Source organism: Flavobacterium laiguense (assembly GCF_003097655.1).
Taxonomy (GTDB): domain Bacteria; phylum Bacteroidota; class Bacteroidia; order Flavobacteriales; family Flavobacteriaceae; genus Flavobacterium; species Flavobacterium laiguense.
Genome location: NZ_QCZH01000016.1, coordinates 34,707 through 61,602 on the forward strand (window position 1 = coordinate 34,707; position 26,896 = coordinate 61,602).

The following is a 26,896-nucleotide window of genomic DNA, read 5'->3' on the forward strand; positions in this document are numbered from 1 at the left end:
ATCTAAAAAAAGACACGGGAAACTTATTCTGTTTTTAACGTTTCCTTATTATATTTGCACTACAAAATTATTACAAAAACTATAAATCATGAAGAATAGGCAACAACTTCTGATACTAGGTTTATTCCTAATTTAGAATTCAAACATCATTATAAACAATGGGAAACACTTTTAGGATTATCCGTTTCCTTATTACATTTACATCAAAACATTAATTAACAATAAGTTACAATACAGGATGAAAGACAAGATTATATCAAAAGCTACTGATTTATTTTTAAAACTGGGTTTTAAAAGTGTCACTATGGATGATATTGCTGGGGAAATGTGTATTTCAAAAAAAACGATTTACAAATATTTTTGCAATAAAGAAGTCTTAATTGAAGAAAGCACTGAACTGGTTCACAAAACCGTTCACGAAATCATTGATACCATTGTTGCCAAAAACCACAACGCGATAGAAGAAAATTTCGAGATTCGAAAAATGTTCAAAGAGATGTTCAAATCTTCAGACACCTCTCCATTGTACCAATTAAAAAAACATTATCCGGAAATTTATCAAAACGTAATGTCTCGAGAAATTAATGAGTGTACTATGTGTTTTAAACAAAATATAGAAAAAGGAATTACACAGGAATTGTATAGAAAAGATCTCGATGTTGATGTCTATGTAAAATTCTATTACACTTTAATTTTCAATATTAATGAAAATACCGCTTCCGAAACAGAAGCACGAAAACTAGAATTGGAAGCTTTAGAGTACCATACCAGAGCCATGGCCACTCCAAAAGGAATAGTCGAACTTGAAAAACAAATACTTAAAAACAATATATAATGAAGAAACTATTTTTTGTAACCCTTACTCTTTTTGGTTTGAGCGTCAATGCGCAAGATACGGCTAAGAGTTATTCGTTTACTTTACAGCAAGCCATAAACCATGCGCTTGAATACAACTATTCTGTCATCAATTCGGGTCGCGACATTGAAGCGGCCAAACAAAAAAAATGGGAAACCACCGCAATGGGATTGCCTCAAATAAATGCTGGTGTGGATTATACAAATAACTTTGTTTTACAAAAATCGGTCGTTCCTGCCGAATTTTTTGGAGGAAACCCCGGAGAATATGCTGAAGTTGCCTTTGGAACCAAACATAACATGGTGGCTCGATCTACCTTGAACCAACTAATTTTTGATGGATCTTATATTGTGGCACTTCAAGCCTCTAAAACCTATTTGAAGTATTACGAAAACTCCAAACAAAGAACCGATATCGACATTAAGGAAATGGTTATTAACTCTTATGGTAATGTCTTGTTGGCTAAAGAAAACATAGCCATACTAGAAAAAAATATTGCGTCATTGCAAAAAACCTTGAACGATACTAAAGCCATTTACAAAAACGGTTTAATCGAAGAAGAAAGTGTAGAACAACTGGAAATTACCCTTGCGTCTTTAGAAAGCACCTTAAACTACAACAAGCGTTTATTGGATATTACCTATAAAATGTTGAAGATAAATCTTGGTATTGAAATCGCCGACCAATTAACGTTGACAGACAAACTGGAAGATTTGACAATCCAGAATATGGATTTGGGTTTTTCTGCAAACGAGTTTAATGTAAATGACAATATAAACCACAAAATAGCGACGAATTTTCAAGAACAAAGAACACTGGAATACAAATTGGAAAGAAGCAAAGCATTGCCTTCTTTATCTGCCAATGTTAATTTTGGATACACCGCCTTTAAAGATGAATTTCAGTTTTTTACCCAAAACCAAAACTGGTTTAATTATTCTAATCTTGGCGTAAGCTTAAATGTTCCTATTTTCAGCAGTTTGGCCAGAAGTTCCAGAACGCAACAAGCCAAAATTGCTTTAGAGCAAGCCAAAACGCAACTTACCGAAACAGAGCAAAAATTAAAACTACAATATGCCACTGCCAAAAGTGAGTACGAATACAGTATTGCAGACTATGCGACCGCAAAAAACAATTTGAATCTAGCGGAAAGAATAGAGAAAAAACAGCAAATTAAATTTACGGAAGGACTCTCCACCAGTTTTGATTTTAATGATGCGCAGCGTCAATTGTATACTGCTCAACAAAAATACTTAGAAACTATGGTCAATATAGTAAACAAAAAAGCCAGCTTAGAAAAAATCATCACTAAATAACGACTCTCAACAAACACAGACATGAAAAAAATAATCATCCTATTCACACTTTCAATTGTATTGATTTCCTGTAATTCATCAGACAAAAACCAATCAATTGACACGCTTATTGCATCAAAAGATGTAAAAGCAATAACCGCAAAAAAAGCAGAACTACAATCTCAACTGAATCAACTCGAAGATGTATTGGCCACATTGGACGTAAACAAGGGAACAGTGGCATTGGTTTCGGTCGTACAATTAAAAGATACTTTATTCAACCATTATCTTGAAATACAAGGAAGCATTAACACCAATGAAAATGTTTTAGTTCAACCAGAATTTCCTGGAAATCTTGTTGAGCTGAATGTAAAAGCTGGACAAAAAGTAACCAAAGGACAAGTTTTAGGACGCACTGATGATGGTGGTATGAGCCAACAATTGGCTAGTGCCGAAAACCAATATGCATTGGCCAAAACGACTTTTGAGCGTCAAAAAAACCTGTGGAAACAAAAAATTGGTTCAGAGATACAGTACCTTCAAGCTCAAACGCAAATGATCTCGGCTCAAAAAGGTGTGGCTCAGATCAAAGCCCAAATAGCTAAAACAGTAATTAGAGCCCCATTTTCCGGAACTATAGACGAGGTTTTTGTAGAAAAAGGAGAAGTAGTTGCTGCCAGTCAACAAGGATTAATGCGAATCGTAAATTTAGGAAACATGTATGTTTCTACTTCTATTCCGGAAACGTATATCGGTAAACTAAAAATAGGTACCGAAGTAGATGTATACCTAACTTCATTAGACAAAACTTACAAAGGAAAAGTACGACAAATTGGTAACTTTATCAATCCAAACAATAGAAGTTTCGGAATTGAAGTAAGCGTTCCCAACCCAGAAAATTTATTACGCCCAAACCAAGTGGCCAAGCTAAAAGTTATCGATTATGTTAGTCCAAATGCTGTGGTTGTGCCTACCAATGTAATTCAACAAGATTCTCAGAAAAAAAGCTTTGTATACACTGTTACCAACTCTAATGGCAAAACAGGAATTGCAAAAAAAGTAATCATCACAACAGGTCAGTCTTCTGATAATGTAACCGAAGTTTTAAGCGGTTTAGAGGCCAATGCCATAATTGTTACCGAGGGGATGAATACCATATCGGATGGAATGAAACTTAACTTCTAAAAATAGTTTGTTGTTTATGGTTGATAGTTTATGGTTATCCACAAACAAAAAACAATAAACAAAAAACAATAAACTTTTAAATATGTCACATCAAAATAAAGAATTCGGAATATCAAGTTGGGCTGTCGAAAATCGAGTTACCGTATATATCTTGACATTATTGATCGTTATCACAGGAGTTATAGCCTATGTTACGATGCCCCGAGAAGATTTTCCGGAAATTATAGAAAACAAAATTTACATCTCTTCCGTTTTTCCTGGAAACTCGGCCGAGGATGTAGAGAAATTAATCGTCAAACCGCTCGAAAAGGAAATCAAAAACATTAGCGGGGTAGACAAAATTACTTCTAGCTCTTTTCAAGATTACGGAATGATTGTAGTGGAATTTGGAGACAAAGTTACCATCGAAATTGCCAAATCAAGAATTAAGGACAAAGTAGATATCGTAAAAGCAGATACCGATTGGCCGAATCTTGACAATGGAAGCAAAGTAGAACCAAGCGTATTTGATTTGAACATTTCGGAAGAAGTGCCCATTCTAAACATCAATTTACAGGGAAATTACACCACTCAGCAACTTAAAAAATACGGGGAGCAACTTCAAGATGATATTGAGGAAATTGCCGAAGTAAAAAAAGTAGACATACTGGGTGTAGACGATAAAGAGGTAGAAATCGCCGTTGACATTTTCAAAATGACAGCTGCACAAGTATCTTTTGACGACATTCAAAATGCGGTCAAATATGAGAATATGACCCTTTCGGGAGGGAATTTAATTTCGCAAGGTTCAAGAAACAACATTAGAATTGTAGGGGAAATCAAAGACCCAAAAGAACTGGAAAACATCATTGTAAAACACAATGGCGGAACCGTTTACCTAAAAGACATTGCGGCAGTTAGTTTCAAAGAAAAAGAAAAAACCACTTATGCCCGTGAGAAAGGCACCGAAGTTGTGATGCTGAACGTAAAAAAACGCTCCAATCAAAACATGATTTCGGCAATTGAGCAGGTAAAAGAGAAAATTGAAGAAGCCAAAGAATCGTACTTGCCATCCAATTTGAAAATTGAATTAACAAACGATCAATCTTCACGAGTAGAACATCAGGTAGATGAGCTTTCGAACCACATCATCTTCGGAATTGTGCTGGTAATGATTGTACTGATGTTTACCATGGGATTAAGAAACTCTTTGTTTGTGGGAGCTGCTATTCCGTTATCGATGTTAATGGCGTTTAGTATTCTTTCTGCCTTTGGCTTGACCTTAAACACTATGGTGCTTTTCGGATTGGTTATGGGACTGGGAATGCTGGTTGACGACGGAATTGTGGTGGTCGATAACGTATTTGCCAACATGAAAAAAGGAATGAATCGTGTTCAAGCCTCCAAAGTGGGTATTGGCGAAATCGCTTGGCCAGTAATCTCCTCAACAGCAACTACCTTAATGGCATTTTTACCTTTTGCATTATGGCCTGGAACAATGGGGAAATTCATGAAATATTTCCCCATTACTTTAACCGTTACCCTATCTGCTTCGTTGTTCGTGGCAATGGTGGTCAATGCGGCTATGACAGGAGGATCAATGGATATTGAAGACAAAAATGTTACCAAGAAATCCGCAAAAACCTATACGATTATTTTCACTGTTATCGCGGTTGTTTTTGTTCTTATCGGTAATATTTATGATTCCAAATTGGCAAAAGCCATTGGTCACTTGGCCATCATATCTCTTGGATTAATGTGGTTGTACAAATTGAAATTGTACCAATGGACACAAGATTTTCAACACGACTTTTTTCCAAAAATGGAAGATAAGTATAAAAACTTTTTAGCTAAAATCCTTACCAAAAAGAAAGCATGGGTTGCCCTAGTTGGAATTATAGGAATGTTATTTTTCTCTTTCATCCTTTTGGGAATATTCCCTAGAAAAGTATTGTTCTTCCCAGACAATATCCCGAATCAGGTCATTACCTATATCGAATACCCACAAGGAACTGATATTGAAAAAACCAATAAGGCTACCTTATTTGTAGAAAAACAAGTTATTGAAGTTCTAAGTAAATATGTAGACAAGAAAACAGGCAAAAACTACTTGGCCGAATCTATCGTATCTCAAGTGGGTGTTGGTGCAGGAAACCCAAACGTAGATGCCGGATCGGCTTCCGAAACCCCTTTCAAAGGAAAAGTGACGGTGAGCTTCTCGGAATTTAAATTTAGAAGAGGAATCGACACCGGGGATATCTTAGAAGAAATTAGAGGCAAAGTAACCGGAATTGCCGGAGCCACCGTAACGGTAGAAAAAGATGCTAATGGACCGCCAGCCGGTTACCCAATCAGTATCCAATTGACAGGAGTTGATTATGATGAAATGCTGAAAGAAGCAGACGAAATGATTACTTTTATCAATTCTAAAAACATTCCTGGTATCGAAAGATTGAGTATTGATGTCAATAAAGAAAGTCCGGAACTAGAGGTAAAAGTAGACCGTGTAAGTGCGGGAAGTTTGGGTGTTTCAACCGGACAATTGGGATTCAATTTACGTCGTTCCGTATATGGACAAGAAATCTCAACGTACAAAGAAGGTGATGATGATTACAATATTACAATGCGTATGCAGGACGATCAGCGTAAGAACGAAAACGTGCTGTTCAATCAGTCTTTAACTTTCAGAAACCAGAACAACGGGCAAATGATGCAAGTGCCTATTTCTGCTGTTTCCGAAACCGAGAAAACAACGACTTACAATCAGATCAAAAGGAAAAACCAAAAACGTATCATGACGATTTATTCCAACGTCTTGACAGGTTACAATGGTGATGAAATAACCAAACAAATCGCAGCTGATTTAAAAGGATACCAATTCCCAAAAACCATAACCTATTCCTTCTCCGGAGTACAGGAAGAGCAAGGAAAGAACCAAAGTTTCTTGATGTATGCTTTGTTTTTGGCCCTTGCCGGAATTACCATCATTATCGTGTTACAGTTTAATTCGGTTTCAAAATCTATGGTGATTTTATTTACCGTGTTACTGAGTTTTAGTGGGGTGTTTTATGGTTACGTCATTGCCAACATGGATTTTGTGATTCTAATGACCATGATGGGAATCATTTCCCTGGCGGGTATTGTGGTAAAGAACGGAATCGTATTGATGGATTTCTTTGTTTTGTTGTTAGACAAAAAAGTGGACGATAATCATTTAGAAAGCCATGACGATCTAACCTTAGACGAGATAAAAGAAGTAATCATTGAGTCTGGAAAATCAAGATTACGTCCCGTTTTATTAACCGCTTTGACTGCCGTACTGGGATTAATTCCTTTGGCAATTGGGTTAAACTTTGACTTTTTCTCATTAGTAACCGACTTGAATCCGCACATCTTCATGGGTGGAGACAACGTTATCTTCTGGGGACCATTGGCCTGGACCATCATCTTCGGATTGACCTATGCCACGGTATTAACCTTAGTAATGGTACCCGTAATGTTCTATCTGGTAAAAAGAACCAAATACTGGTTGAGAGACCGAAGAAACAAAAGAGCTGCACTGGAAGATTAAGTTCTAGTACAAGCTATAAATAAAAAACCACTCCACTCAATAATTTGAGTATGGAGTGGTTTTTTGGTTTAAAAGAACTTATTTACAAATATCTATTGGGCGTAACCCCATTAAGAAAAGAGGCCTACTCTACTTTGCGCGTATTCGGCCTCTTTCCTTAATGCGGTCTGGCTATCCGTGCTACTTCGGTAGCTTACTGCTATCCCTTACGCAGCATCTAGGAATCAAGATGTTTTTTTGCAATTTCATAATTAAGGAATCGCTTGTGTCAAAAAACTTTAAAACAGAAAAAGAAATAATATTGAACATTAAAATATTTCCTTTTTTGTACTTTACCTTTGCCGAACTTAAAAAACAATATTTCCATTAAAATCAAAGGCACCGAATTCATTATGAAACGAGAACACTATATCCCATTTGATAAGGAATTCTTACTCGAACAACAACTGGCTGAATACTCCGGAGATGAAAAGAAGGGCGAAGATTTCAAAAAGCTATTTGATATAATTGAACATTATTTTCATTACGAAGCGTTTAACCTAATTCGTAATTTAAAACAAAATTATGCGGCATTCGATCCGGATTTAAATCCAAAAGAACGAGCAGCATTTATTAGCAAAAGTGACTTTTCACTTTTCAAAGAATCACTGCAAAAAGTGCTTGAACTAAGCAATTACAGTCGCGTTAGACAAGAAGCTTTAGATAAAGCATTCAAAGATTCGGATTTAATTGGTTTGAAACTAGCCATAGATCTGGACACATATGATGATTATGAAATCTACGTAAGAGGGCAACATACCACGACCGAAAAAGTAAGCAAATTTGTTTTTTGGAAGAAAAAAATTGAGGTAGAATACTATGATCGCGTGATGATTTACCTTAAATATCACGATGCCGATTACTATAAAAAAAGAAAAACGCCTAAAGATAAAAGACCAATTGACCCAGGCACTATCGTATTAAAAATCTTCAAACGGGTACCTAAAAACGATCTGGAAACCATATTCCCGAATGCCATTCCCAAAATGTCATTAACCGACAAAATACTGTTATGGGTTCCTGGACTTGTCGGAGGAATTTCGTTATTGAGTGCCAAAGTCATTCCGGCATTGATTGCCATGCAGGAGGCGTACCAATCCGGCGAAACAATAGATTTGTTAAACAGTAAAACTTCATTAAATCAAGGTTTAATTGCCCTTGGCATATTAGGCGCATACTTGTTCCGTCAATACAATAACTTTGTAAACAAGAAGATCAAATATTCGAAAATGCTTTCGGATAGTCTTTATTTCAAAAATATAGGGAATAATAGCGGAGCCTTTTATTCATTATTAAACTCCTCCGAAGAAGAAGTACTTAAGGAAACCATCTTGGCTTACTCATTTTTAAGCAGAAGTAAAACTCCATTAACAGAAGCAGAACTCGATCATCAAATAGAATCTTGGTTTAAAACAAAGCACAATACAGAACTTGATTTTGATGTAAAAGAGGCGTTGTTGAAATTGAAAAACGCTGGTCTTGGATATGAAACCAATGGCAAATGGGAAGTTCTTCCTTTGGACAAAGCGCTAATCAGAATAGACGAGATATGGGATGGGGTTTTTGATTACAATCAAACAACTATGAATTAGCAGTCTTTTTAAAAACGTAAAAAAACTGTTTAGATAGTGTTTCAATTTAGCATATTGATTGTTGTTGAAAATCATTTTAAAATTCTACTACTAATACTTTACAAACAACTGCATACCAAGTCCTATATTATATTTCTCCTTTCTAGGCTTCCATTTTTCTAATTGGTTCGCTCTTAAATAAAAAGGACCACAAAAAACATTCGAACTAAACTTAACAGTCTCTTGCCCTTTAATGTCTATGTATTCCAATCGTTCGATAGCTACCAAAAAATCATTACTGAAAACAATATTTTCATCCGTTAAATCAATTTCGACATCACCCGTTTTTGTTACTTCCAATATGACATCCTTATAATTATATCTTTCTGTTTCAATATTACTTTCATTCTCAGCATTATAGAAATTAACTCTAAACGTTCCTTTTTTGCATCCTAATTCTGCTACATTAAAACGAATTTTTTGAACTTTATATTTTTTTTCTTTGCTAACCTTAAAATATTTCCCTACTTCCGCCCCCATATATTTAGAATAAAACGACACTCTAACTTTATTGGTCAATTTATTATTCCCTATCTTTTTTTCATTTATGTATTTGTAATTGGAAGCTCCTATTTTAATTTCTTCCAGTTCAATTAAAGAGGATTTCAATACTATTTCAACTGCAGATTTTCTATCAACAACTATTGATTTGGTTTCGTATCCCATACAGGAAACAACAATTGTGTTCTTATCAGAAACAAACTCGCCTTCAATTACAAACTCGCCTTCCTCATTCGTTACAGCTCCCATATTAGAATCTACTATACCCACATTAGCATACAAAATAGGTTTTCCCATTTCGTCTACGCATTTACCCTTAATTTGCGAAAAACAAAAATTAGCACTTAAAATTAATGTCCAAAAAATCAATATTCTTTTCATTGTTATTTTTTCATTTCGGTTAAATTCTCTGCAATGTATTTTTCCAATGCTGTTGGAAGAGGCTGAAAAAGTGCATTGTTTACATGTTCCCAATAATTATCTTGGTATGTACTTGAGTGTATCAAACTGTAATTACTATCAAGTCCTTTAGCGTCAATCTCTTCAGAAAATCGATATCCCAAAACAAAAACCTCATGGGTAGCATCCACTTTTTGGGTCACTTTATCCTTCTTGGCTTTTATGTCATAATTGTGTGTCTCTTTAAAATACACCAAAGAATCAAAACCAATATCCACAAACTCTTTGTTGCTAAAGAGAGAATTAATCGTGTAATTATTCAAGATGTTTTCTACCCCTAACCCTTTCATCACTTTGGGTTTGTCATCTGTAATAATTCCTAAAGTCAAACTAGTTCCGTTAGGATTCAAGTACAAACTCCCTTTCAAACTATCATCTCCTTTATTCTTAATTTTTACATCAACCGCTGATTTCTGCAAACCATAGTTGTCGTTTAGTTTATTATAATCTAAAATTTCGCTTAACATGGGCGCACCAACTATCTGAAAATAGATTCTACTAAACCCTTTCTCTTTTAATTGCCGAATCGATTTATTCTCGAAAGAGCGATTGGAAAGAAATTTCAATTTTACTTTTCTTGTTTTTAATGAAATATAATACTCTACAATTCCATCCATAAAATAATGCACTCTGTCATTATTGATCTGCAAACTTCTAACATAGGTCTTAAGCACCAAATACTGGTTTTTATCTTTTTTATTGGAGACTACAACTTCTTTCAATGCATTCACAATGGGATTCATTTTAAAAACAATATTGCTATTAAAATCATCCATTGTAACAACCTTATTTTGATAAAATGAATTCACAAAAGTCAAAGTCTTAGCATTAGCCAATAAGATTTTATCTTCCAAATCTTTTGATAACAATCCATCCACATCCGTACTCCCTATCAAATTACCTTTATCCGAATAAATTTCGACAAAAGGAACACTCTCAAGTGAAACAGCGTCTTTGATACCATGTTGGGAATAAATAAAAGAATGTAGAAGTAATACAAAAGCGAAGTAGCATTTTTTCATAATTAAAAAAGGGAAATAGTAAAACAAGAATCATTTGAAATTTCATTCCTAACAGATTTCCAAAACCTGTTTGGCATATTGAAATCATTATTTAGCAAACTACTATTCTTTCATTTCGGTTAAATTCTCTTCAATATATTTCTCTAATGATTTTGGCAATGGTTGAAAAAGTGCATTATTTATATGCTCCCAATAATTATCTTGATAACTACTCTCCTTTTTAAACTTATAAAAACTGTCAGATCCTTTAGAAGTCTTTTCGTTTACAAAATCTTTGTCTAACAGAAAAAACTCATAAGTAACATCAACTTTAGTCACATCCCCATTTTTCTTTATTTTATAATGGAATAGCTTTGTTTCTTTAGTATAAACTAGATCATCTAAACCAATAGTTTCATAGTCATTCGTATCGTAAACAGCATTTACAATATGATTATTATACTGTAACTCTATCCCTAAAAAACCAGCTTTTTTTGGATTATTTAATGCTATTAATTCAAATTGAAAAACACTATTATCGTTTGACTTTGATAAAAAACCTTTTTCAATTCCTTCCTTTTTATCAAATATAAGTTTGGTTTCCTTTTCTGCATTTTTTAAATCATACCCACTAGACAAAACTTTGTAATCCGAAAAATTTTCAAAAGAAGGAACACCCGCTATTATAGGAAAATATTTAGGATCTAATTTTGCAGACTCTTTATTTTCAAATGATCGGCTAGATAGAATCTTCATAATAACTTTATCGGAATCGGGAGTGATGTAATACTCTGCAATCCCATCCATGTAATAGAGAGGTATATCACTCATTATTTGAATACTCCTGAAATAGCCCTTTAATTTCAAATACTTATATGCATTGGGTTTCGCAACGATAACAATTTCATTAAGTTCAATGACAATTGGATTCAAAACAACAACTGGACTATTCTTGAACCAATCGATTGTTAAAACTTTATCTTTAAAAGTCGAGTGTACAAAAGTTACCGTACTCGTATTTGATTTAATAATTTCAGCATTTAAGTCCATTGACATTACACCTTCTTTATCAGTAACTCCAATCAAGTCCCCTTTATCAGAATAAACTTCTACAAAAGGGATACTTTCTAGCGAAAGAGAATCTTTGATAACCTGTTGGGAATAGACAAAAGAATGTAGAAGCAATACAAATACGAAATAGATTTTTTTCATAATTAAAAAAGGGAAACAATATAATCAGTTTAAAAACGCAAATATGACTTATTAAATCCACTATTGAAATACCCACTTTTAGTGATATTTTCTAAAACAATAAAGCCCATGAAAAACAAAAAGGAGAAAACCAATAGATTTTCTCCTTTTTTATAAATCAACTTAAAATTATTACTCCGCTGTCGTTGGGTCTATTATTTCAGAAACAAGGCTTATTTTATTCGCAGGAAACCCACCTTGACTCGCATGTTCCCGAACCATCTCTACATTCGGAGCAATATAGACACAATAGATTTTATCATCTGTCACATAACTGTGTTTCCATTGTATTTCCGGTCCCATTTTTCTTAAGACATCACAAGATGCATTCGCAATCTCCTTTAATTGTTCTGGTGTCGAATTCCCTACGTTAGGAATTTCCCTTTCAATAACATACTTAGGCATACTAATTAGATTAAAAAATTAGAATAAAACAACTATAGAAAAATCTCTTTTTAGTTTCGCTTTAACAATTACTAAAAGGAAATCGAAGAGATTTATGCAAAAAGGGGCAGATATACAATTGCTTTTTAAATCAATAAATAAAATTAAAAAAAGCACTAAAACAATCAAAATCGGCTGATACAATAACCTGTAACAGCCGATTTCTTCACAGACGCAAACCTTATAATCTAAAGCACTGACAAATAGATATTTATTCTTCACTGATTCTCTATTTTGCCTTAAACAATGCGCTGTGTTTCCGTAATAAAGGTACAACAAATCCTTTCGAATTATTCGCACTTAACAAATTTATAACACCCTGAAAATGAGCACGGAAAAGACTAAAATAAAGAAAGCAATTCTGAATTTACAGAATGGGTTTCTTTATTTTAGGAATGCAATTTAGTTAGACGTAGCCAGTGCCTCTTGTCTCCAGTTTTTTACTTTTTCAATCTTATTATTAGCATAATCAACTTCACTAAGATTGTTTCCTTTCCAGAAAAACCATTTTCCGGTTTTTACTCCGTTTACATATTCTCCAGAGGAAGTTTTATCCCCTTCTTCATTATACGAAATCCAAGTTCCCACCAATTTTCCGTTCTCAAAGAATCCTTCTTGTTGTACTTGTCCATTTTCATAAAAATAAGTGGCTTTCACTTTTTTTCCAAAAGGTTCTAAAACAGGTTTCGCATCTTGTGCAAAAATTACTCCTGAAAACAACAGCGCTACTAAAATTACATACTTTTTCATATCGTTAGTTTTTAAATGTTTAGATCTTATATACCAAATTTAGAAAGAAAATTTACATTAAAAAAACTATTACTTAACAATTTCATAACATAGACAAAAGCTTAACATTGGAAATTTAAAAACACAAAAAAAGTCAATACTTTCGCATTGACTTTTTTTACTTTTTTTGAATATTGCTTACTTTAAAAGTACATCTAGCTCTTTGGCTAAATCATCTGATGAAGGTCTTGCTGCACTAGCTTTCACAATAATTCCATTTGGATCAATTAAAATAAACCTAGGAATGCCTGTAATTTTATAATCTTGAACAAACTTAGAATTCCAGTCATTGTCTGCAAAAAGTTGTACTCCACCTAATTCTTTCTCTTTAATCATTGTTTTCCATTTTTCTTGATCTTTTAATTTATCAATAGAAATACTCACAAAAGCAATATTCTTATCATGATACTTTGCTTCCGCTTTTTTTAAGAATGGAATTTCTTGACGGCAAGGTCCACACCAAGTTGCCCAAACATCAATATACACATATTTCCCTTTTAAATCTTCTAATTTGGTAGTACCTCCAGCATAATTAAGATAGTTAAAAGATGGCGATGGTAAATTATTCATTTTATTATTCTCTTGCTCCTGTTCATAATACTTAGTCAAACCAACAAGAGACTCCTCAATTTCCTTTTTTTGAACAGTTACAAAGTTAGGATCAAGTTTGTTATTCTTTAATTGTAGCAAATCAGACGCTATTTTCTCCTGTGAAAGGCGTTTAAAATCTACAGGACTTGCCGCTAATAATTTATCATAATCATACTTAGCATCTAAAATCGTTTTCTGAGCCAAACAATTATTCTCAAGAGATCCCTTTCCAGTATAAACAATAGATGCATCAAAGTCTTTTGCATCCATTTTTAATTTTAAATCATATCCGTTTTTAAGATACAAACTGGTATATTCTACTCCATCAAAAAGCAAATACGGTCCTTCCACAACTTTTAAAGTATCCTTAAAAATCCCATTTTTATTAACTTCAATCTTCTTAATAATTTTTTGATTTTGACGAATAAAAATGAAATCTCCATTTCTATTCGCTATTTCAGCCTGAAAAGCAATATATTTTTTATCTTGTGCATTACTTAAAAATGAAAACACAAAGGCAATTACGACAAACACTATTTTTTTCATAAACTAATTAAATTAAATTTTGGTTTATCAAATCTAATCCTAAAAGCTAAAGCGTTTTAAAAATTAACAAAAATTTAATTTCATTGAAGTTGAGTCCTTTTCGAGATTATTTTAATTTTTGTGTTTACTTTTGTACTCTAAAATTTAAATCATGTACAGAAGTCATAATTGCGGCGAATTAAACGCCTCACATATCAATACAGAAGTTACACTTGCCGGTTGGGTTCAAAAATCTCGTGATAAAGGTTTTATGAATTGGGTCGATTTACGAGATCGTTACGGAATTACGCAATTGATTTTTGACGAAAGTCGTTCTATAAAAGAAGTTTTTGAAGCTGCCAAAACCCTTGGTCGTGAATATGTAATCCAAGTAAAAGGAACCGTTATTGAGCGTGAAGCCAAAAACAAAAACATACCTACCGGTGATATTGAAATTTTAGTTACCGAACTTACTATATTGAATGCGTCTTTGACACCTCCGTTTACTATTGAAGACGAAACAGATGGTGGTGAAGACATCCGAATGAAATACCGTTACTTGGACATCCGAAGAAATCCTGTAAAAAACAGTTTGCTTTTCCGTCACAAAGTAGCGATGGAAGTACGTAAATATCTTTCGGATTTGGACTTTTGCGAAGTAGAAACACCTTACTTAATCAAATCAACTCCAGAAGGAGCGAGAGATTTTGTGGTTCCTTCTCGAATGAATGCAGGACAATTTTATGCTTTACCACAATCTCCACAAACTTTCAAACAATTGTTGATGGTAGGCGGAATGGATAAATATTTCCAAATCGTAAAATGTTTCCGTGACGAAGATTTACGTGCCGACAGACAACCGGAGTTTACCCAAATTGACTGTGAAATGGCTTTTGTGGAGCAAGAAGATATTTTGAATGTTTTTGAAGGATTGACACGTCATTTACTAAAAGAAATAAAAGGTATCGAAGTAGAGAAATTCCCTAGAATGACCTATGAACACGCCATGAAAACCTATGGAAATGACAAACCGGATATACGTTTCGGAATGGAATTTGGTGAATTAAATCAATTTGCACAACACAAGGAATTTCCGGTTTTCAATGCAGCCGAATTGGTGGTTGGAATAGCCGTTCCCGGAGCTGGAAATTTCACTCGTAAAGAAATTGACGCCTTAATTGACTGGGTAAAACGTCCTCAAGTTGGCGCCAGCGGAATGGTGTATGCAAAATGTAATGACGATGGAACCTACAAATCATCTGTGGATAAATTCTACGACCAAGACGATTTAACCAATTGGGCAAAAACCACTGGAGCAAAAGCAGGAGATATGATTTTTGTGCTTTCTGGACCAGCCGATAAAACAAGAGCCCAATTAAGTGCCTTACGTATGGAACTAGCGACTCGTTTAGGATTAAGAAATCCAGCCGAATTCGCACCACTATGGGTTGTCGATTTCCCTCTATTGGAATTTGACGAAGAAAGCGGACGTTACCATGCCATGCACCACCCGTTTACCTCGCCAAAACCAGAAGACATGCACTTATTAGAAACCAATCCTGGAAAAGTACGTGCCAATGCCTACGACATGGTTTTGAACGGTAACGAAATTGGTGGAGGTTCAATTCGTATCCACGATAAAGCCACTCAACAACTAATGTTCAAGTATTTAGGATTTACCGAAGAAGAGGCTAAAGCACAATTTGGGTTCTTAATGGATGCCTTTCAATTTGGAGCACCACCACACGGAGGTTTAGCTTTTGGATTAGACCGTTTGGTTGCCATTTTAGGCGGACAGGAAACCATCCGTGATTTTATCGCTTTCCCAAAAAACAACTCAGGAAGAGACGTAATGATCGATGCTCCATCAAATATTGATGAATCCCAATTAAAGGAATTACATATTAAATTAAACACAATTATATAGGTGAAATCGTTGAATATCAATATTTTTACAAAAAAAATATGTAAGAATGACTTTCGTATTATATTAAAGATTACATTTGCCTCATTATAAATTATTATTACTATTACAATGCGTACAGGTACAGTTAAATTTTTCAATGAATCTAAAGGTTACGGATTCATTACAGACGAAGAAACAGGAAAAGACATTTTTGTTCATGCATCAGGAATCAACGCGGAAGAATTACGCGAAGGTGACAGAGTTAGCTATGAAGAAGAAGAAGGAAGAAAAGGAAAAGTTGCTGCTAAAGTAGCAGTTCTTTAAGCATAAAAATAGTTTACTGTTTTTTTGCACAAATGTCTAAAAAACGTTTCGATTTATTTCGAGACGTTTTTTTTTGCGTTATTCTCAATTAAACCTCTTGCAAATGCAGCATTATTTATAACCAATAAAAATAATAAGAATTTCTGATTTATTCTTAAACTAATTTGGGTTTTGCTCTTGTGATTTACACTCACTAAAGCTATCTTTGCGGCTTATTCCAACGCAAAACATTTACGATCATGCAATCAGACCAATTAAATTATATTCCTATTTTAATGCAGTTCATACTGGCTGTAGGATTTGTAGTAGCTACGATAATAGTTTCTGGAAAATTAGGACCAAAAAGATCTTCAGAAATTAAAGACAAAAACTTCGAGTGTGGTATTGAATCTGTTGGAAACGCAAGAATTCCTTTCTCGGTAAAGTATTTCTTAGTAGCCATTTTGTTTGTCCTTTTTGATGTCGAAGTAATATTTTTATATCCTTGGGCAGTGAATTTCAAGGAGTTAGGAATAGAAGGAATGGTAAAAATGATTATCTTTATGTTATTACTTTTGGTGGGTTTTTTCTATATCATCAAAAAGAAAGCGTTAGAGTGGGAATAATGAAAATGTAGATTTTAGATTTTAGATTTTAGATTAATCCACGGAGAGAATTTAAAACTAAAAATTTAAAATTTAGAGTTTTTGAAAATATTAAAAATTGATTTTTTAAAATGTTGATTTTATTTTTACGATTCGCCTGAATCTAAAATCTAAAATCTAAAATCTAAAATTAAAATGAGCGATTCTAAAATAAATATGGTTGCCCCTCCAGAAGGTGTTGTTGGTGAAGGTTTCTTTGCAACAAAACTGAATGACGTAGTAGGTTTGGCTCGTGCCAATTCACTTTGGCCTTTACCGTTTGCCACTTCATGTTGCGGTATCGAATTTATGGCAACAATGGCTTCACATTATGATTTAGCGCGTTTTGGATCAGAAAGAGTAAGTTTTTCTCCTCGTCAAGCCGATATGCTAATGGTAATGGGAACTATCTCTAAAAAAATGGCGCCTATTTTACGTCAAGTATACGAACAAATGGCCGAACCACGCTGGGTAATTTCAGTGGGAGCTTGTGCTTGTTCAGGAGGGATTTTTGACACTTATTCAGTACTTCAAGGTATAGATAAAGTGATCCCTGTAGATGTTTATGTTCCGGGTTGTCCTCCACGACCAGAACAAATTGTTGATGGCGTAATGAAATTACAAGAATTGGTAAAAAGCGAATCCGTAAGAAGAAGAAGCTCTCCAGAATATCAAGAATTATTAGCCTCTTATAATATCAAATAAAAATGGCTTTAGAAACAATAGAAATTCAAGAAAAATTAACTGAAACTTTTGGCGAGAATGTTTTTCGCTTCACTCAAGAAAGAGATATTTTCTCTTTTGAAGTAGCTTCGGATAAAATTACGGCGGTTATTCTTTTCTTAAAAAACGATCCCACTTTACGTTTTCATTTTTTGACTGATTTGTGTGGTATTCACTACCCGGACAATGAAGAAAACAGACAATTTGCAGTTGTTTATCATTTGCACAATTGGTATGAAAACAAACGCATCAAAATCAAAGCTTTTATAAACGGGACAAATCCTGAAATAAAAACAATTTCGAATATATTCTTGTGTGCCAATTGGATGGAAAGAGAAACATATGACTTCTTCGGAATCAATTTCATCGGTCATCCCCAATTGAAACGTATTTTGAATATGGATGAAATGATTTCTTTTCCAATGCGAAAAGAATTTCCAATGGAAGACAGCGGAAGAACAGACAAAGACGACCGATATTTCGGAAGAACAACAATAAATAGTTAATATAAATATACACCTCATTTCTCCCGATAGCTATCGGGAGAAATGAGGCTTAATTTTTCACATTAAATAAATGTCTGAACTATTATTATCACCAGAGCATCGCTATGCTAAAATTATCAAGGAGAGACACAATGAAGAAGGAAGCGAGCTTTCGATTCTTAATTTAGGTCCTACGCATCCTGCAACTCACGGTATTTTCCAAAATATCTTGTTGATGGATGGTGAAAAAATTCTTGAGGCTGAACCAACCATTGGTTACATTCACAGAGCTTTTGAGAAAATTGCCGAAAATCGTCCTTTTTACCAAATCACACCTCTTACTGATAGAATGAACTACTGTTCATCCCCTATTAACAACATGGGATGGTGGATGACATTAGAAAAACTACTTGACATTGAAGTTCCTAAAAGAGCACAATATTTAAGGGTTATTGTAATGGAATTGGCTCGTATTACCGATCACTTAATCTGTAATTCAATCCTTGGAGTAGACACCGGTGCTTATACTGGTTTCCTTTACGTTTTTCAATTTAGAGAGAAAGTTTACGAAATCTACGAAGAAATTTGTGGTGCTCGTTTAACAACAAATATGGGGAGACTTGGTGGTTTCGAAAGAGATTGGTCACCAAAAGCTTTTGAATTATTAGATGTGTTTTTGAAAGATTTCCCTGTAGCTTGGAAAGAATTTGAAAACTTATTTGAAAGAAACAGAATTTTCATTGACAGAACAGTTAATGTAGGGGCAATAACTGCTGAAAAAGCGATGGCTTACGGATTTACGGGTCCAAACCTTCGTGCTGCCGGTATTGATTATGATGTACGTGTAGCACACCCATATAGTTCTTACGAAGATTTTGACTTTATTGTTCCTGTTGGAAAATCAGGAGACACTTATGATCGTTTTTGCGTTCGTAATGCAGAAGTTTGGGAAAGTTTGAGCATTATCAAACAAGCCTTGGCAAAAATGCCGGAAGGTAATGAATACCATGCTGATGTTCCTGAATATTATCTTCCTCCAAAAGAAGATGTTTACACCACTATGGAAGCCTTGATCTATCACTTTAAGATTGTAATGGGAGAAGTTCCTGTTCCAGTTGCCGAAATATATCATGCTGTTGAAGGTGGAAACGGTGAATTAGGTTTTTATTTAACAACCGACGGAAGTCGTACTCCTTATAGATTGCACTTTAGAAGACCTTGCTTTATTTATTATCAAGCATATCCTGATATGATCAAAGGATCTATGTTATCGGATGCAATTGTTATTTTATCAAGTTTAAATGTTATTGCTGGAGAATTAGACGCATAAATTATGGTACACACACGTTACAAACAAGAAATAAACATGACCGAAACATTGATGAATCGCATCAATGAATTGATCAGTCATTACCCTGAAGATAAAAGAAAATCAGCTTTGCTTCCCGTTTTACATGAAGTTCAAGATGCTCACGACAATTGGTTGAGTATTGACTTAATGGATAAAGTTGCCGAAATTTTACAAATCAAACCAATAGAAGTTTACGAAGTGGTATCGTTTTACACGATGTACAATCAAAAACCTATTGGAAAATACATGTTTGAATTTTGTCAAACTTCACCATGTTGTCTAAACGGAGTAGAAGATTTGATGGATTATACCTGTGAAAAATTAGGTGTAAAAGTTGGAGAACCTACTGCTGATGGATTATTTGAGGTTAGAGGTGTTGAATGTTTGGGTGCTTGCGGTTATGCTCCTATGATGCAGTTGGGTGATTTTTATAAAGAGCACTTGACTAAAGAGAAAATTGACCAGCTGATTACCGATTGTAAAGACGATAAAATAATATTACACGATAAATAATATGTCACAAAAAATATTATTAGACAAAATAAATATTCCAGGAATTAAAACCTATGAAGTGTATCGCCAAAACGGTGGTTATGCCTCTGTAGAAAAAGCCTTGAAAACATTAACTCCAGACGAAGTCGTAGAAGAAGTTAAAACTTCCGGTTTACGTGGTCGTGGTGGTGCAGGATTCCCAGCTGGAATGAAATGGAGTTTTATTGATAAAAAATCAGGAAAGCCGAGACATTTAGTTTGTAATGCGGATGAATCTGAACCAGGCACTTTCAAAGATCGTTACTTGATGGAATTAATTCCTCACTTATTGATTGAAGGAATGATTACCTCCAGTTATGCATTGGGTGCCAATCGTTCGTATATCTACATTCGTGGAGAATACATGTGGGTATATAAAATTTTAGAAAGAGCCATTAACGAAGCAAAAGCAGCTGGATTTTTGGGTAAAAACATATTAGGATCTGGATTTGATTTAGAACTATACGTTCATTGTGGTGCCGGAGCTTACATCTGTGGTGAAGAAACCGCTTTGATCGAATCATTGGAAGGAAAAAGAGGAAATCCTCGTATCAAGCCACCATTTCCTGCAATTTCAGGACTTTGGGCTAATCCTACCGTTGTAAATAACGTTGAAACTATATCTGCTGTGCCATGGATTGTAAACAATTCTGGTGCAGAATATGCAAAAATCGGAATTGGAAGATCTACAGGAACTAAATTAATTTCGGCTTCAGGGCATGTTAAAAACCCTGGTGTTTATGAAATTGAAATGGGACTAAGCGTTTATGAATTCATGAACTCTGATGAATATCTAGGAGGAATGAGTTCAGACAGACCATTAAAAGCATTTGTGCCCGGAGGAAGTTCAGTTCCTGTTTTACCGGCACATTTAATTTATAAAACTGCAGCAGGCGAAGATCGTTTGATGTCTTACGAATCCTTAAGTGATGGTGGTTTTGCTACCGGATCTATGTTGGGTTCTGGTGGATTTATCGTGTATAATGACACTTCATGTATCGTTCGTAACACTTGGAATTTCTCTCGCTTTTATCATCATGAAAGCTGTGGTCAATGTACCCCATGTCGTGAAGGAACGGGCTGGATGGAAAAAGTGCTACACCGAATAGAAAACGGACACGGACGCGAAGAAGACATCGAGCTACTTTTGAGCATTCAAAGTAAAATAGAAGGTAATACCATTTGCCCTTTAGGTGATGCAGCAGCTTGGCCAGTAGCCGCAGCGATTCGTCACTTTAGAGAGGAATTTGAATATCATATCCGTTTCCCGGAAAAAATTAAAAACAGAGACCATTTTGTTGCTGAGCCTTTCGAAAAAGTAAAGCATTTAGTTTCTAAAGTAATAGTATAAAGAAAGAATTTCAGATAATGAAAGTAACCATAGACGGTCAAGAAATTGAAGTAGAAGCAGGAACAACCATCTTGCAGGCTGCACGTATGATTGGTGGAGAAGTTGTTCCGCCAGCGATGTGCTATTATTCCAAACTAAAAGGGAGCGGTGGAAAATGCCGTTGTTGTTTAGTTGACGTAACCAAAGGTAGTGATGCCGACCCAAGACCTATGCCAAAATTAATGGCATCTTGTGTAACCGGTTGTCAAGACGGGATGGAAATCGCCAGTAAAGCATCTCCAAGAGTTCAAGAAGCAAGAAAATCGGTAACGGAATTTTTATTAATCAACCACCCGTTGGATTGCCCTGTTTGTGATCAAGCCGGTGAATGTGATTTACAAAACTTAAGCTTTGAACACGGAAAATCAGCAACTCGTTTTATAGAAGAAAAAAGAACTTTTGAACCTGAAGATATAGGTCCAAATATTCAATTGCACATGAATCGTTGTATTTTGTGTCAAAGATGTGTACAGGTTGCAGATCAATTGACAGACAATAGAGTTCATGGGGTGATGGATCGTGGTGATCACGCCAACATTTCGACTTGTATTTCTAAAGCAATAGACAATGAATTCTCTGGAAACATGATTGACGTATGTCCAGTTGGTGCATTAACTGATAAAACTTTCAGATTCAAATCAAGAGTTTGGTTCAACAAACCGTATAACGCTCATAGAGATTGCGACAAATGTTGCGGAAAAACAACCGTTTGGATGTTTGGTAACGAAATACAGCGTGTTACGGGTCGTAAAGACGAATACCATGAAGTAGAAGAATTCATTTGTAACGGATGTCGTTTTGACCATAAAGAAGTTTCTGACTGGGTAATTGAAGGCCCGAGAAAATTTGAAAAAGATTCGGTTATCAATCAAAATAACTATACTCAAAAATTAGAGAAAGTAGAAATTGCTACTGAGAAAAACATTCTTTTGGGTAGAGATCAAGACAGAAAAAAAATCAGTATGGTAAGTAATCCATTAGATACTAACAACAAAAATTCTTAAGAAATGGAAAGTGCATTTATTATAGAAAAAAGTGTTGTTATCGTAGCAGTTTTTGCTCTTACGATGTTAATGGCAATGTATTCTACTTGGGCAGAACGCAAAGTGGCCGCTTGGCTACAAGACAGAATTGGACCAAACAGAGCCGGACCATGGGGTTTATTTCAACCTCTTGCCGATGGATTAAAATTATTCTCAAAAGAAGAATTCGAACCAAATACCCCTAATAAATTTTTATTTGTTGTAGGACCTGCCATTGCCATGAGTACGGCTTTGATGACCAGTGCTGTTATTCCTTGGGGAGACAAATTACATTTATTCGGTAGAGATATTATTTTACAAGCTACCGATATTGACGTTGCCTTATTGTATGTTTTTGGGGTGATTTCACTTGGTGTCTACGGCATCATGATTGGTGGATGGGCATCAAATAATAAATTCTCTTTACTAGGCGCCATTAGAGCAGCTTCTCAAATGGTTTCTTATGAAGTAGCCATGGGATTATCTGTAATTGCATTATTGATGATGACCGGTACTTTGAGTTTAAGAGAAATATCTGCTCAACAAGCTGGGATGAATTGGAATGTTTTTTACCAACCATTATCCTTTTTAATCTTTTTGATTTGTGCTTTTGCAGAAACAAACAGAACCCCTTTTGACTTAGCGGAATGTGAATCTGAATTAATTGGTGGATACCATACGGAATATTCATCCATGAAAATGGGATTCTATTTGTTTGCTGAATATGCAAATATGTTTATCTCCTCTACTATTTTGGCAGTTTTATTCTTTGGAGGATACAATTATCCAGGAATGGCATGGGCAGTTGAAAACTGGGGTGTGAATATTGCGAACGTAATTGGAATGATGGCTTTGTTTATAAAATTATGCGGCTTCATTTTCCTATACATGTGGGTTCGTTGGACTATTCCGAGATTTAGATACGATCAATTGATGCATTTGGGTTGGAGAATATTAATTCCGCTTTCCATTGTTAATATTATGATTACCGGAATTGTACTTTTGAGAAGTGAAATAGCAGCTTATTTAGGATTTTAAAACACAAATCCCAATAGTTAACGGGACTAGCCCTGATAGAAGTGGAAATCCTTTTATGTTTTCCTTTAAAAACATAAAAGATTGCAACGGATAGCAGGATTAGCTACAAATAAAAAATATAAAATGTCAATAGAAACTATATCCTTATCGGGAAGAAAAAAAGTGGTCTCCAACAAGGAGATGACTTTTTTGGAACGCTTGTATCTTGTAGCAATTTTCAAAGGTTTGATGATTACATTAAAACACTTGTTCAGAAGAAAAGTGACCATTCAATACCCGGAACAAGTACGTGAAATGAGTCCTGTTTATCGCGGTCAACACATGTTGAAACGCGACGAACTAGGTAGAGAAAACTGTACTGCCTGTGGACTTTGTGCTTTATCCTGTCCTGCAGAAGCCATTACTATGAAGGCTGCAGAACGCAAACCAGGTGAAGAGCTCTTATACCGTGAAGAGAAATATGCCGAAATTTATGAAATCAATATGTTGCGTTGTATTTTTTGTGGATTGTGTGAAGAAGCTTGTCCAAAAGACGCTATTTACCTAACAATCTCAAAAGAATTGGTTCCTTCTAGTTATGATAGAGAAGATTTTATTTTCGGAAAAGACAAACTAGTTATGCCATTGGAAATGGCTAAGAAAAACGCTCAACTTAAAAACGCTAACTAATGTCAACAGTACTTATTATATTTTGCGTATTGGCAGCCATCACTTTATCTACTGCCTTTTTAACCATTTTTAGTAGAAACCCAATACACAGCGCTATTTATTTAGTGATTTGTTTTTTCTCAATAGCTGGACATTATTTATTGTTGAATGCTGAATTTTTAGCCATTGTACACGTCATTGTATATTCTGGTGCCATTATGATTTTGTTTCTATTTACCATCATGTTGATGAATCTAAATGAACAAGACGAAGTACATAAACCAAGATTTACCAGATTGGGAGCAATTGTTTCTTTCTGTTTAGTTTGTTTGGTTTTGATCAAAATCTTTATCGATTCTAAACCAATTGTAGAATACGATTATACTGGTGAAGATTACCAATCGATTAAAGTTTTGGGTAAAGTATTATTGAACGAATATATGGTTCCATTTGAATTTGCTTCTATCTTACTTTTGGTTGCCATGATTGGAGCGGTATTATTGTCTAAAAAAGAAAAACTAGAAAAATAATGAACAATATTTTAACTCAGATAGGTATAGAAAACTATATCTTCCTAAGCGTAACGCTTTTTTGTATCGGTATTTTTGGAGTTTTGTACAGACGAAATGCTATTATTGTTTTCATGTCCATTGAAATTATGTTGAATGCCGTAAACTTATTGTTTGTAGCGTTTTCAACTTACCATCAGGATGCACAAGGGCAAGTATTCGTATTCTTCTCGATGGCTGTTGCCGCTGCTGAAGTTGCTGTAGGATTGGCAATATTAGTATCAATATTTAGAAACATAGGATCAATTAGTATCGATAATTTAAAAAACTTAAAAGGATAAATGGCAATGGATACCAATTTAGCTTTAGTCTTAGTATTAGCTCCTTTTTTAGGATTTTTAATCAATGTTTTTTTCGGGAAAAACTTAGGAAAGTCCCTTTCTGGAATTATAGGAACGCTATCTGTAGTCGTTTCATTTGTGGTTACCATTTGCTTTTTCTTGCAGATCAATCAAACCAAACAACCTATTCAAATTGATTTATTTGATTGGATACAAATTAGCAATTTCAAAGTAAACTTTGGATTCTTATTAGACCAATTGTCTCTTTTATGGTTATTATTTGTAACGGGTATTGGATCTTTGATTCATCTGTACTCTATTAGCTACATGCATGACGATGAGAAAATGCATTCATTCTTTGCATATTTGAACCTTTTTATTTTCTTTATGATCACACTTGTAGTTGGAAACAACTTATTGGTTATGTTCATTGGTTGGGAAGGTGTTGGTCTTTGTTCGTACTTATTAATTGGATTTTGGTATAAAAACCAAGATTTTAATGATGCTGCGAAAAAAGCATTCATTATGAACAGAGTTGGAGATTTAGGTTTGTTAATTGGAATTTTTATCCTTGGTAGTATGTTCTCAACTTTGGATTTTGCTACTTTAAAAACAGCAATTGCTGGAGCTACAAATCTTGATACTTTTTGGTTGAGTATTGCTGCTTTGGCATTATTCATTGGGGCTTGTGGAAAATCAGCACAAATTCCTTTATATACATGGTTACCTGATGCGATGGCTGGACCTACTCCGGTTTCGGCATTGATTCACGCTGCTACGATGGTAACTGCGGGTATCTTTATGGTTACCCGATTGAATTTTATATTCGACTTAACACCGTACGTTCAAAACATAATAGCCATAATAGGAGCTGTAACTGCATTAGTCGCTGCAACTATTGGTTTACTTCAAAATGACATTAAAAAAGTGTTGGCCTACTCTACTGTTTCTCAATTGGGATTAATGTTTTTGGCTTTGGGATTGGGCGCTTATGAAGTAGCCGTTTTTCACGTAATCACTCACGCTTTCTTTAAAGCTTGTTTATTCCTTGGTTCAGGTTCTGTAATTCATGGTTTGCATGGGGAACAAGACATGCGCAAAATGGGTGGTTTGAAAAAAGCGATGCCAATCACATTTTGGACTATGCTTATTGCTTCTTTAGCAATTTCAGGAGTACCGTTATTTTCAGGATTTTTCTCTAAAGACGAAATATTAATGGTTGCTTTCCATCATAACATTGCGTTATGGGTTATTGCTTCTGTTGCTTCTATTATGACTGCTTTCTATATGTTTAGATTAATGTTCTTAACGTTCTTTAATGATTTTAGAGGAACCGAAGAACAAAAACATCATTTACATGAAAGTCCAGCATTAATCACTTTCCCTTTAATTGTATTAGCAATTTTGGCGACTGTTGGAGGTGTAATTAGTTTGCCAGGTAATAGCTGGTTAAATGGTTATTTGACTCCACTTTTCACGAAAGTAGAAGCAGAACATCATTTAGGGACTACCGAATACATGCTAATGGCGATTGCTGTTGTTGGTGGCTTAATCGGGATAGCGATTGCTTACGCTAAATACATCAAACAAAATCTGGTACCAAATGAAGATGCAGAAATAACAGGATTTTCAAAAGTACTTTACAATAAATATTATGTGGATGAAATCTATGATGCCTTATTTGTAAATACTACAAACGGTTTATCAAAATTCTTTAGAGACTATGTAGAAACAGGAATTTCTTCCCTAGTTTTTGGATTAGGAAAAGTAACCAATGAATTAAGCTTTCAAGGTAAAAAATTGCAGAATGGAAGTGTTGGACTGTACCTATTTGCTTTTGTTTTAGGCATGTGTGCCATTGTTTCTTATTTATTTCTAGCTCAATAAT

At 34.7% G+C, this 26,896-nt stretch carries 25 protein-coding genes; 19 read left to right on the forward strand and 6 right to left on the reverse strand.

The features are described from left to right. The first annotated feature begins 238 nt into the window (after window positions 1-238). The 5 genes from DB891_RS12830 to DB891_RS12850 all read left to right on the forward strand — a co-directional run bounded on the left by DB891_RS12830 (window position 239) and on the right by DB891_RS12850 (window position 8,517). On the forward strand, window positions 239-835 hold the full coding sequence (locus DB891_RS12830; protein WP_116763978.1) for a TetR/AcrR family transcriptional regulator: 597 nt from the start codon (window positions 239-241) through the stop codon (window positions 833-835). Beyond that, window positions 835-2,172, forward strand: a complete 1,338-nt coding sequence (locus DB891_RS12835; protein WP_116763979.1) for a TolC family protein — start codon at window positions 835-837, stop codon at window positions 2,170-2,172. The genes DB891_RS12830 and DB891_RS12835 overlap by 1 nt, the downstream gene beginning before the upstream one ends. 21 nt (window positions 2,173-2,193) lie before the next feature. Next, window positions 2,194-3,336 (forward strand): efflux RND transporter periplasmic adaptor subunit, encoded by a 1,143-nt coding sequence (locus DB891_RS12840; RefSeq protein ID WP_116763980.1) that lies wholly within the window; start codon window positions 2,194-2,196, stop codon window positions 3,334-3,336. A gap of 82 nt (window positions 3,337-3,418) precedes the next feature. After that, window positions 3,419-6,886, forward strand: coding sequence for an efflux RND transporter permease subunit (locus DB891_RS12845; RefSeq protein ID WP_116763981.1), 3,468 nt, complete (start codon window positions 3,419-3,421; stop codon window positions 6,884-6,886). A 392-nt stretch (window positions 6,887-7,278) separates the two neighbouring features. Next, window positions 7,279-8,517 (forward strand): TMEM143 family protein, encoded by a 1,239-nt coding sequence (locus DB891_RS12850; protein WP_116764016.1) that lies wholly within the window; start codon window positions 7,279-7,281, stop codon window positions 8,515-8,517. Window positions 8,518-8,607: 90 nt separating this feature from the next. Here the strand turns inward: DB891_RS12850 and DB891_RS12855 are convergent, their stop codons facing one another. The 6 genes from DB891_RS12855 to DB891_RS12880 all read right to left on the reverse strand — a co-directional run bounded on the left by DB891_RS12855 (window position 8,608) and on the right by DB891_RS12880 (window position 14,138). Then, window positions 8,608-9,438, reverse strand: coding sequence for a carboxypeptidase-like regulatory domain-containing protein (locus tag DB891_RS12855; protein WP_116763982.1), 831 nt, complete (start codon window positions 9,436-9,438; stop codon window positions 8,608-8,610). 2 nt (window positions 9,439-9,440) lie between these two features. Then, on the reverse strand, window positions 9,441-10,538 hold the full coding sequence (locus tag DB891_RS12860; RefSeq protein WP_116763983.1) for a hypothetical protein: 1,098 nt from the start codon (window positions 10,536-10,538) through the stop codon (window positions 9,441-9,443). Window positions 10,539-10,640: 102 nt separating this feature from the next. After that, window positions 10,641-11,729: a hypothetical protein gene (locus DB891_RS12865; protein WP_116763984.1), complete on the reverse strand. Its 1,089-nt coding sequence runs from the start codon at window positions 11,727-11,729 to the stop codon at window positions 10,641-10,643. Between the two features lie 171 nt (window positions 11,730-11,900). After that, window positions 11,901-12,173, reverse strand: coding sequence for a DUF4242 domain-containing protein (locus DB891_RS12870; RefSeq protein ID WP_116763985.1), 273 nt, complete (start codon window positions 12,171-12,173; stop codon window positions 11,901-11,903). A 441-nt stretch (window positions 12,174-12,614) separates the two neighbouring features. After that, window positions 12,615-12,962, reverse strand: coding sequence for a toxin-antitoxin system YwqK family antitoxin (locus DB891_RS12875; protein WP_116763986.1), 348 nt, complete (start codon window positions 12,960-12,962; stop codon window positions 12,615-12,617). 177 nt (window positions 12,963-13,139) lie between these two features. After that, window positions 13,140-14,138, reverse strand: coding sequence for a TlpA family protein disulfide reductase (locus tag DB891_RS12880; protein WP_116763987.1), 999 nt, complete (start codon window positions 14,136-14,138; stop codon window positions 13,140-13,142). 151 nt (window positions 14,139-14,289) lie between these two features. Here DB891_RS12880 and aspS point away from each other — a divergent pair, with 151 nt between their 5' ends. The 14 genes from aspS (at window position 14,290) to nuoL (ending at window position 26,895) form a co-directional block, all read left to right on the forward strand. Continuing rightward, entirely contained in the window at window positions 14,290-16,044 is a 1,755-nt protein-coding gene (gene aspS, locus DB891_RS12885) for an aspartate--tRNA ligase (protein WP_116763988.1), read from the forward strand. 108 nt (window positions 16,045-16,152) lie between these two features. After that, window positions 16,153-16,347: a cold-shock protein gene (locus DB891_RS12890; RefSeq protein ID WP_077378011.1), complete on the forward strand. Its 195-nt coding sequence runs from the start codon at window positions 16,153-16,155 to the stop codon at window positions 16,345-16,347. 239 nt (window positions 16,348-16,586) lie between these two features. Then, a complete protein-coding gene (locus tag DB891_RS12895; RefSeq protein ID WP_116763989.1) occupies window positions 16,587-16,952 on the forward strand; it encodes an NADH-quinone oxidoreductase subunit A in 366 nt (121 codons plus the stop codon). A gap of 174 nt (window positions 16,953-17,126) precedes the next feature. Beyond that, a complete protein-coding gene (locus tag DB891_RS12900) occupies window positions 17,127-17,675 on the forward strand; it encodes an NADH-quinone oxidoreductase subunit B (RefSeq protein ID WP_116763990.1) in 549 nt (182 codons plus the stop codon). Window positions 17,676-17,677: 2 nt separating this feature from the next. Next, entirely contained in the window at window positions 17,678-18,199 is a 522-nt protein-coding gene (locus tag DB891_RS12905; protein ID WP_116763991.1) for an NADH-quinone oxidoreductase subunit C, read from the forward strand. A gap of 70 nt (window positions 18,200-18,269) precedes the next feature. After that, window positions 18,270-19,508, forward strand: a complete 1,239-nt coding sequence (locus tag DB891_RS12910) for an NADH-quinone oxidoreductase subunit D (protein ID WP_116763992.1) — start codon at window positions 18,270-18,272, stop codon at window positions 19,506-19,508. Between the two features lie 3 nt (window positions 19,509-19,511). Next, window positions 19,512-20,042, forward strand: coding sequence for a complex I 24 kDa subunit family protein (locus DB891_RS12915; RefSeq protein WP_116763993.1), 531 nt, complete (start codon window positions 19,512-19,514; stop codon window positions 20,040-20,042). Window position 20,043: 1 nt separating this feature from the next. Next, the gene (gene nuoF, locus DB891_RS12920; RefSeq protein ID WP_116763994.1) at window positions 20,044-21,411 is read left to right on the forward strand and encodes an NADH-quinone oxidoreductase subunit NuoF; all 1,368 of its coding nucleotides are present in this window, start codon (window positions 20,044-20,046) and stop codon (window positions 21,409-21,411) included. A 17-nt stretch (window positions 21,412-21,428) separates the two neighbouring features. After that, on the forward strand, window positions 21,429-22,454 hold the full coding sequence (locus DB891_RS12925; protein WP_116763995.1) for a 2Fe-2S iron-sulfur cluster-binding protein: 1,026 nt from the start codon (window positions 21,429-21,431) through the stop codon (window positions 22,452-22,454). Between the two features lie 3 nt (window positions 22,455-22,457). Continuing rightward, the gene (gene nuoH / locus DB891_RS12930) at window positions 22,458-23,510 is read left to right on the forward strand and encodes an NADH-quinone oxidoreductase subunit NuoH (protein ID WP_116763996.1); all 1,053 of its coding nucleotides are present in this window, start codon (window positions 22,458-22,460) and stop codon (window positions 23,508-23,510) included. Window positions 23,511-23,633: 123 nt separating this feature from the next. Next, the gene (locus tag DB891_RS12935; RefSeq protein WP_116764017.1) at window positions 23,634-24,179 is read left to right on the forward strand and encodes a NuoI/complex I 23 kDa subunit family protein; all 546 of its coding nucleotides are present in this window, start codon (window positions 23,634-23,636) and stop codon (window positions 24,177-24,179) included. Further along, on the forward strand, window positions 24,179-24,688 hold the full coding sequence (locus DB891_RS12940; RefSeq protein ID WP_116763997.1) for an NADH-quinone oxidoreductase subunit J family protein: 510 nt from the start codon (window positions 24,179-24,181) through the stop codon (window positions 24,686-24,688). The genes DB891_RS12935 and DB891_RS12940 overlap by 1 nt, the downstream gene beginning before the upstream one ends. Beyond that, entirely contained in the window at window positions 24,688-25,008 is a 321-nt protein-coding gene (gene nuoK, locus DB891_RS12945) for an NADH-quinone oxidoreductase subunit NuoK (RefSeq protein WP_116763998.1), read from the forward strand. Before DB891_RS12940 ends, nuoK begins: the two co-directional genes overlap by 1 nt. Before the next feature lie 6 nt (window positions 25,009-25,014). After that, window positions 25,015-26,895 (forward strand): NADH-quinone oxidoreductase subunit L, encoded by a 1,881-nt coding sequence (gene nuoL, locus DB891_RS12950; protein WP_116764018.1) that lies wholly within the window; start codon window positions 25,015-25,017, stop codon window positions 26,893-26,895. Window position 26,896: the final 1 nt, after the last annotated feature.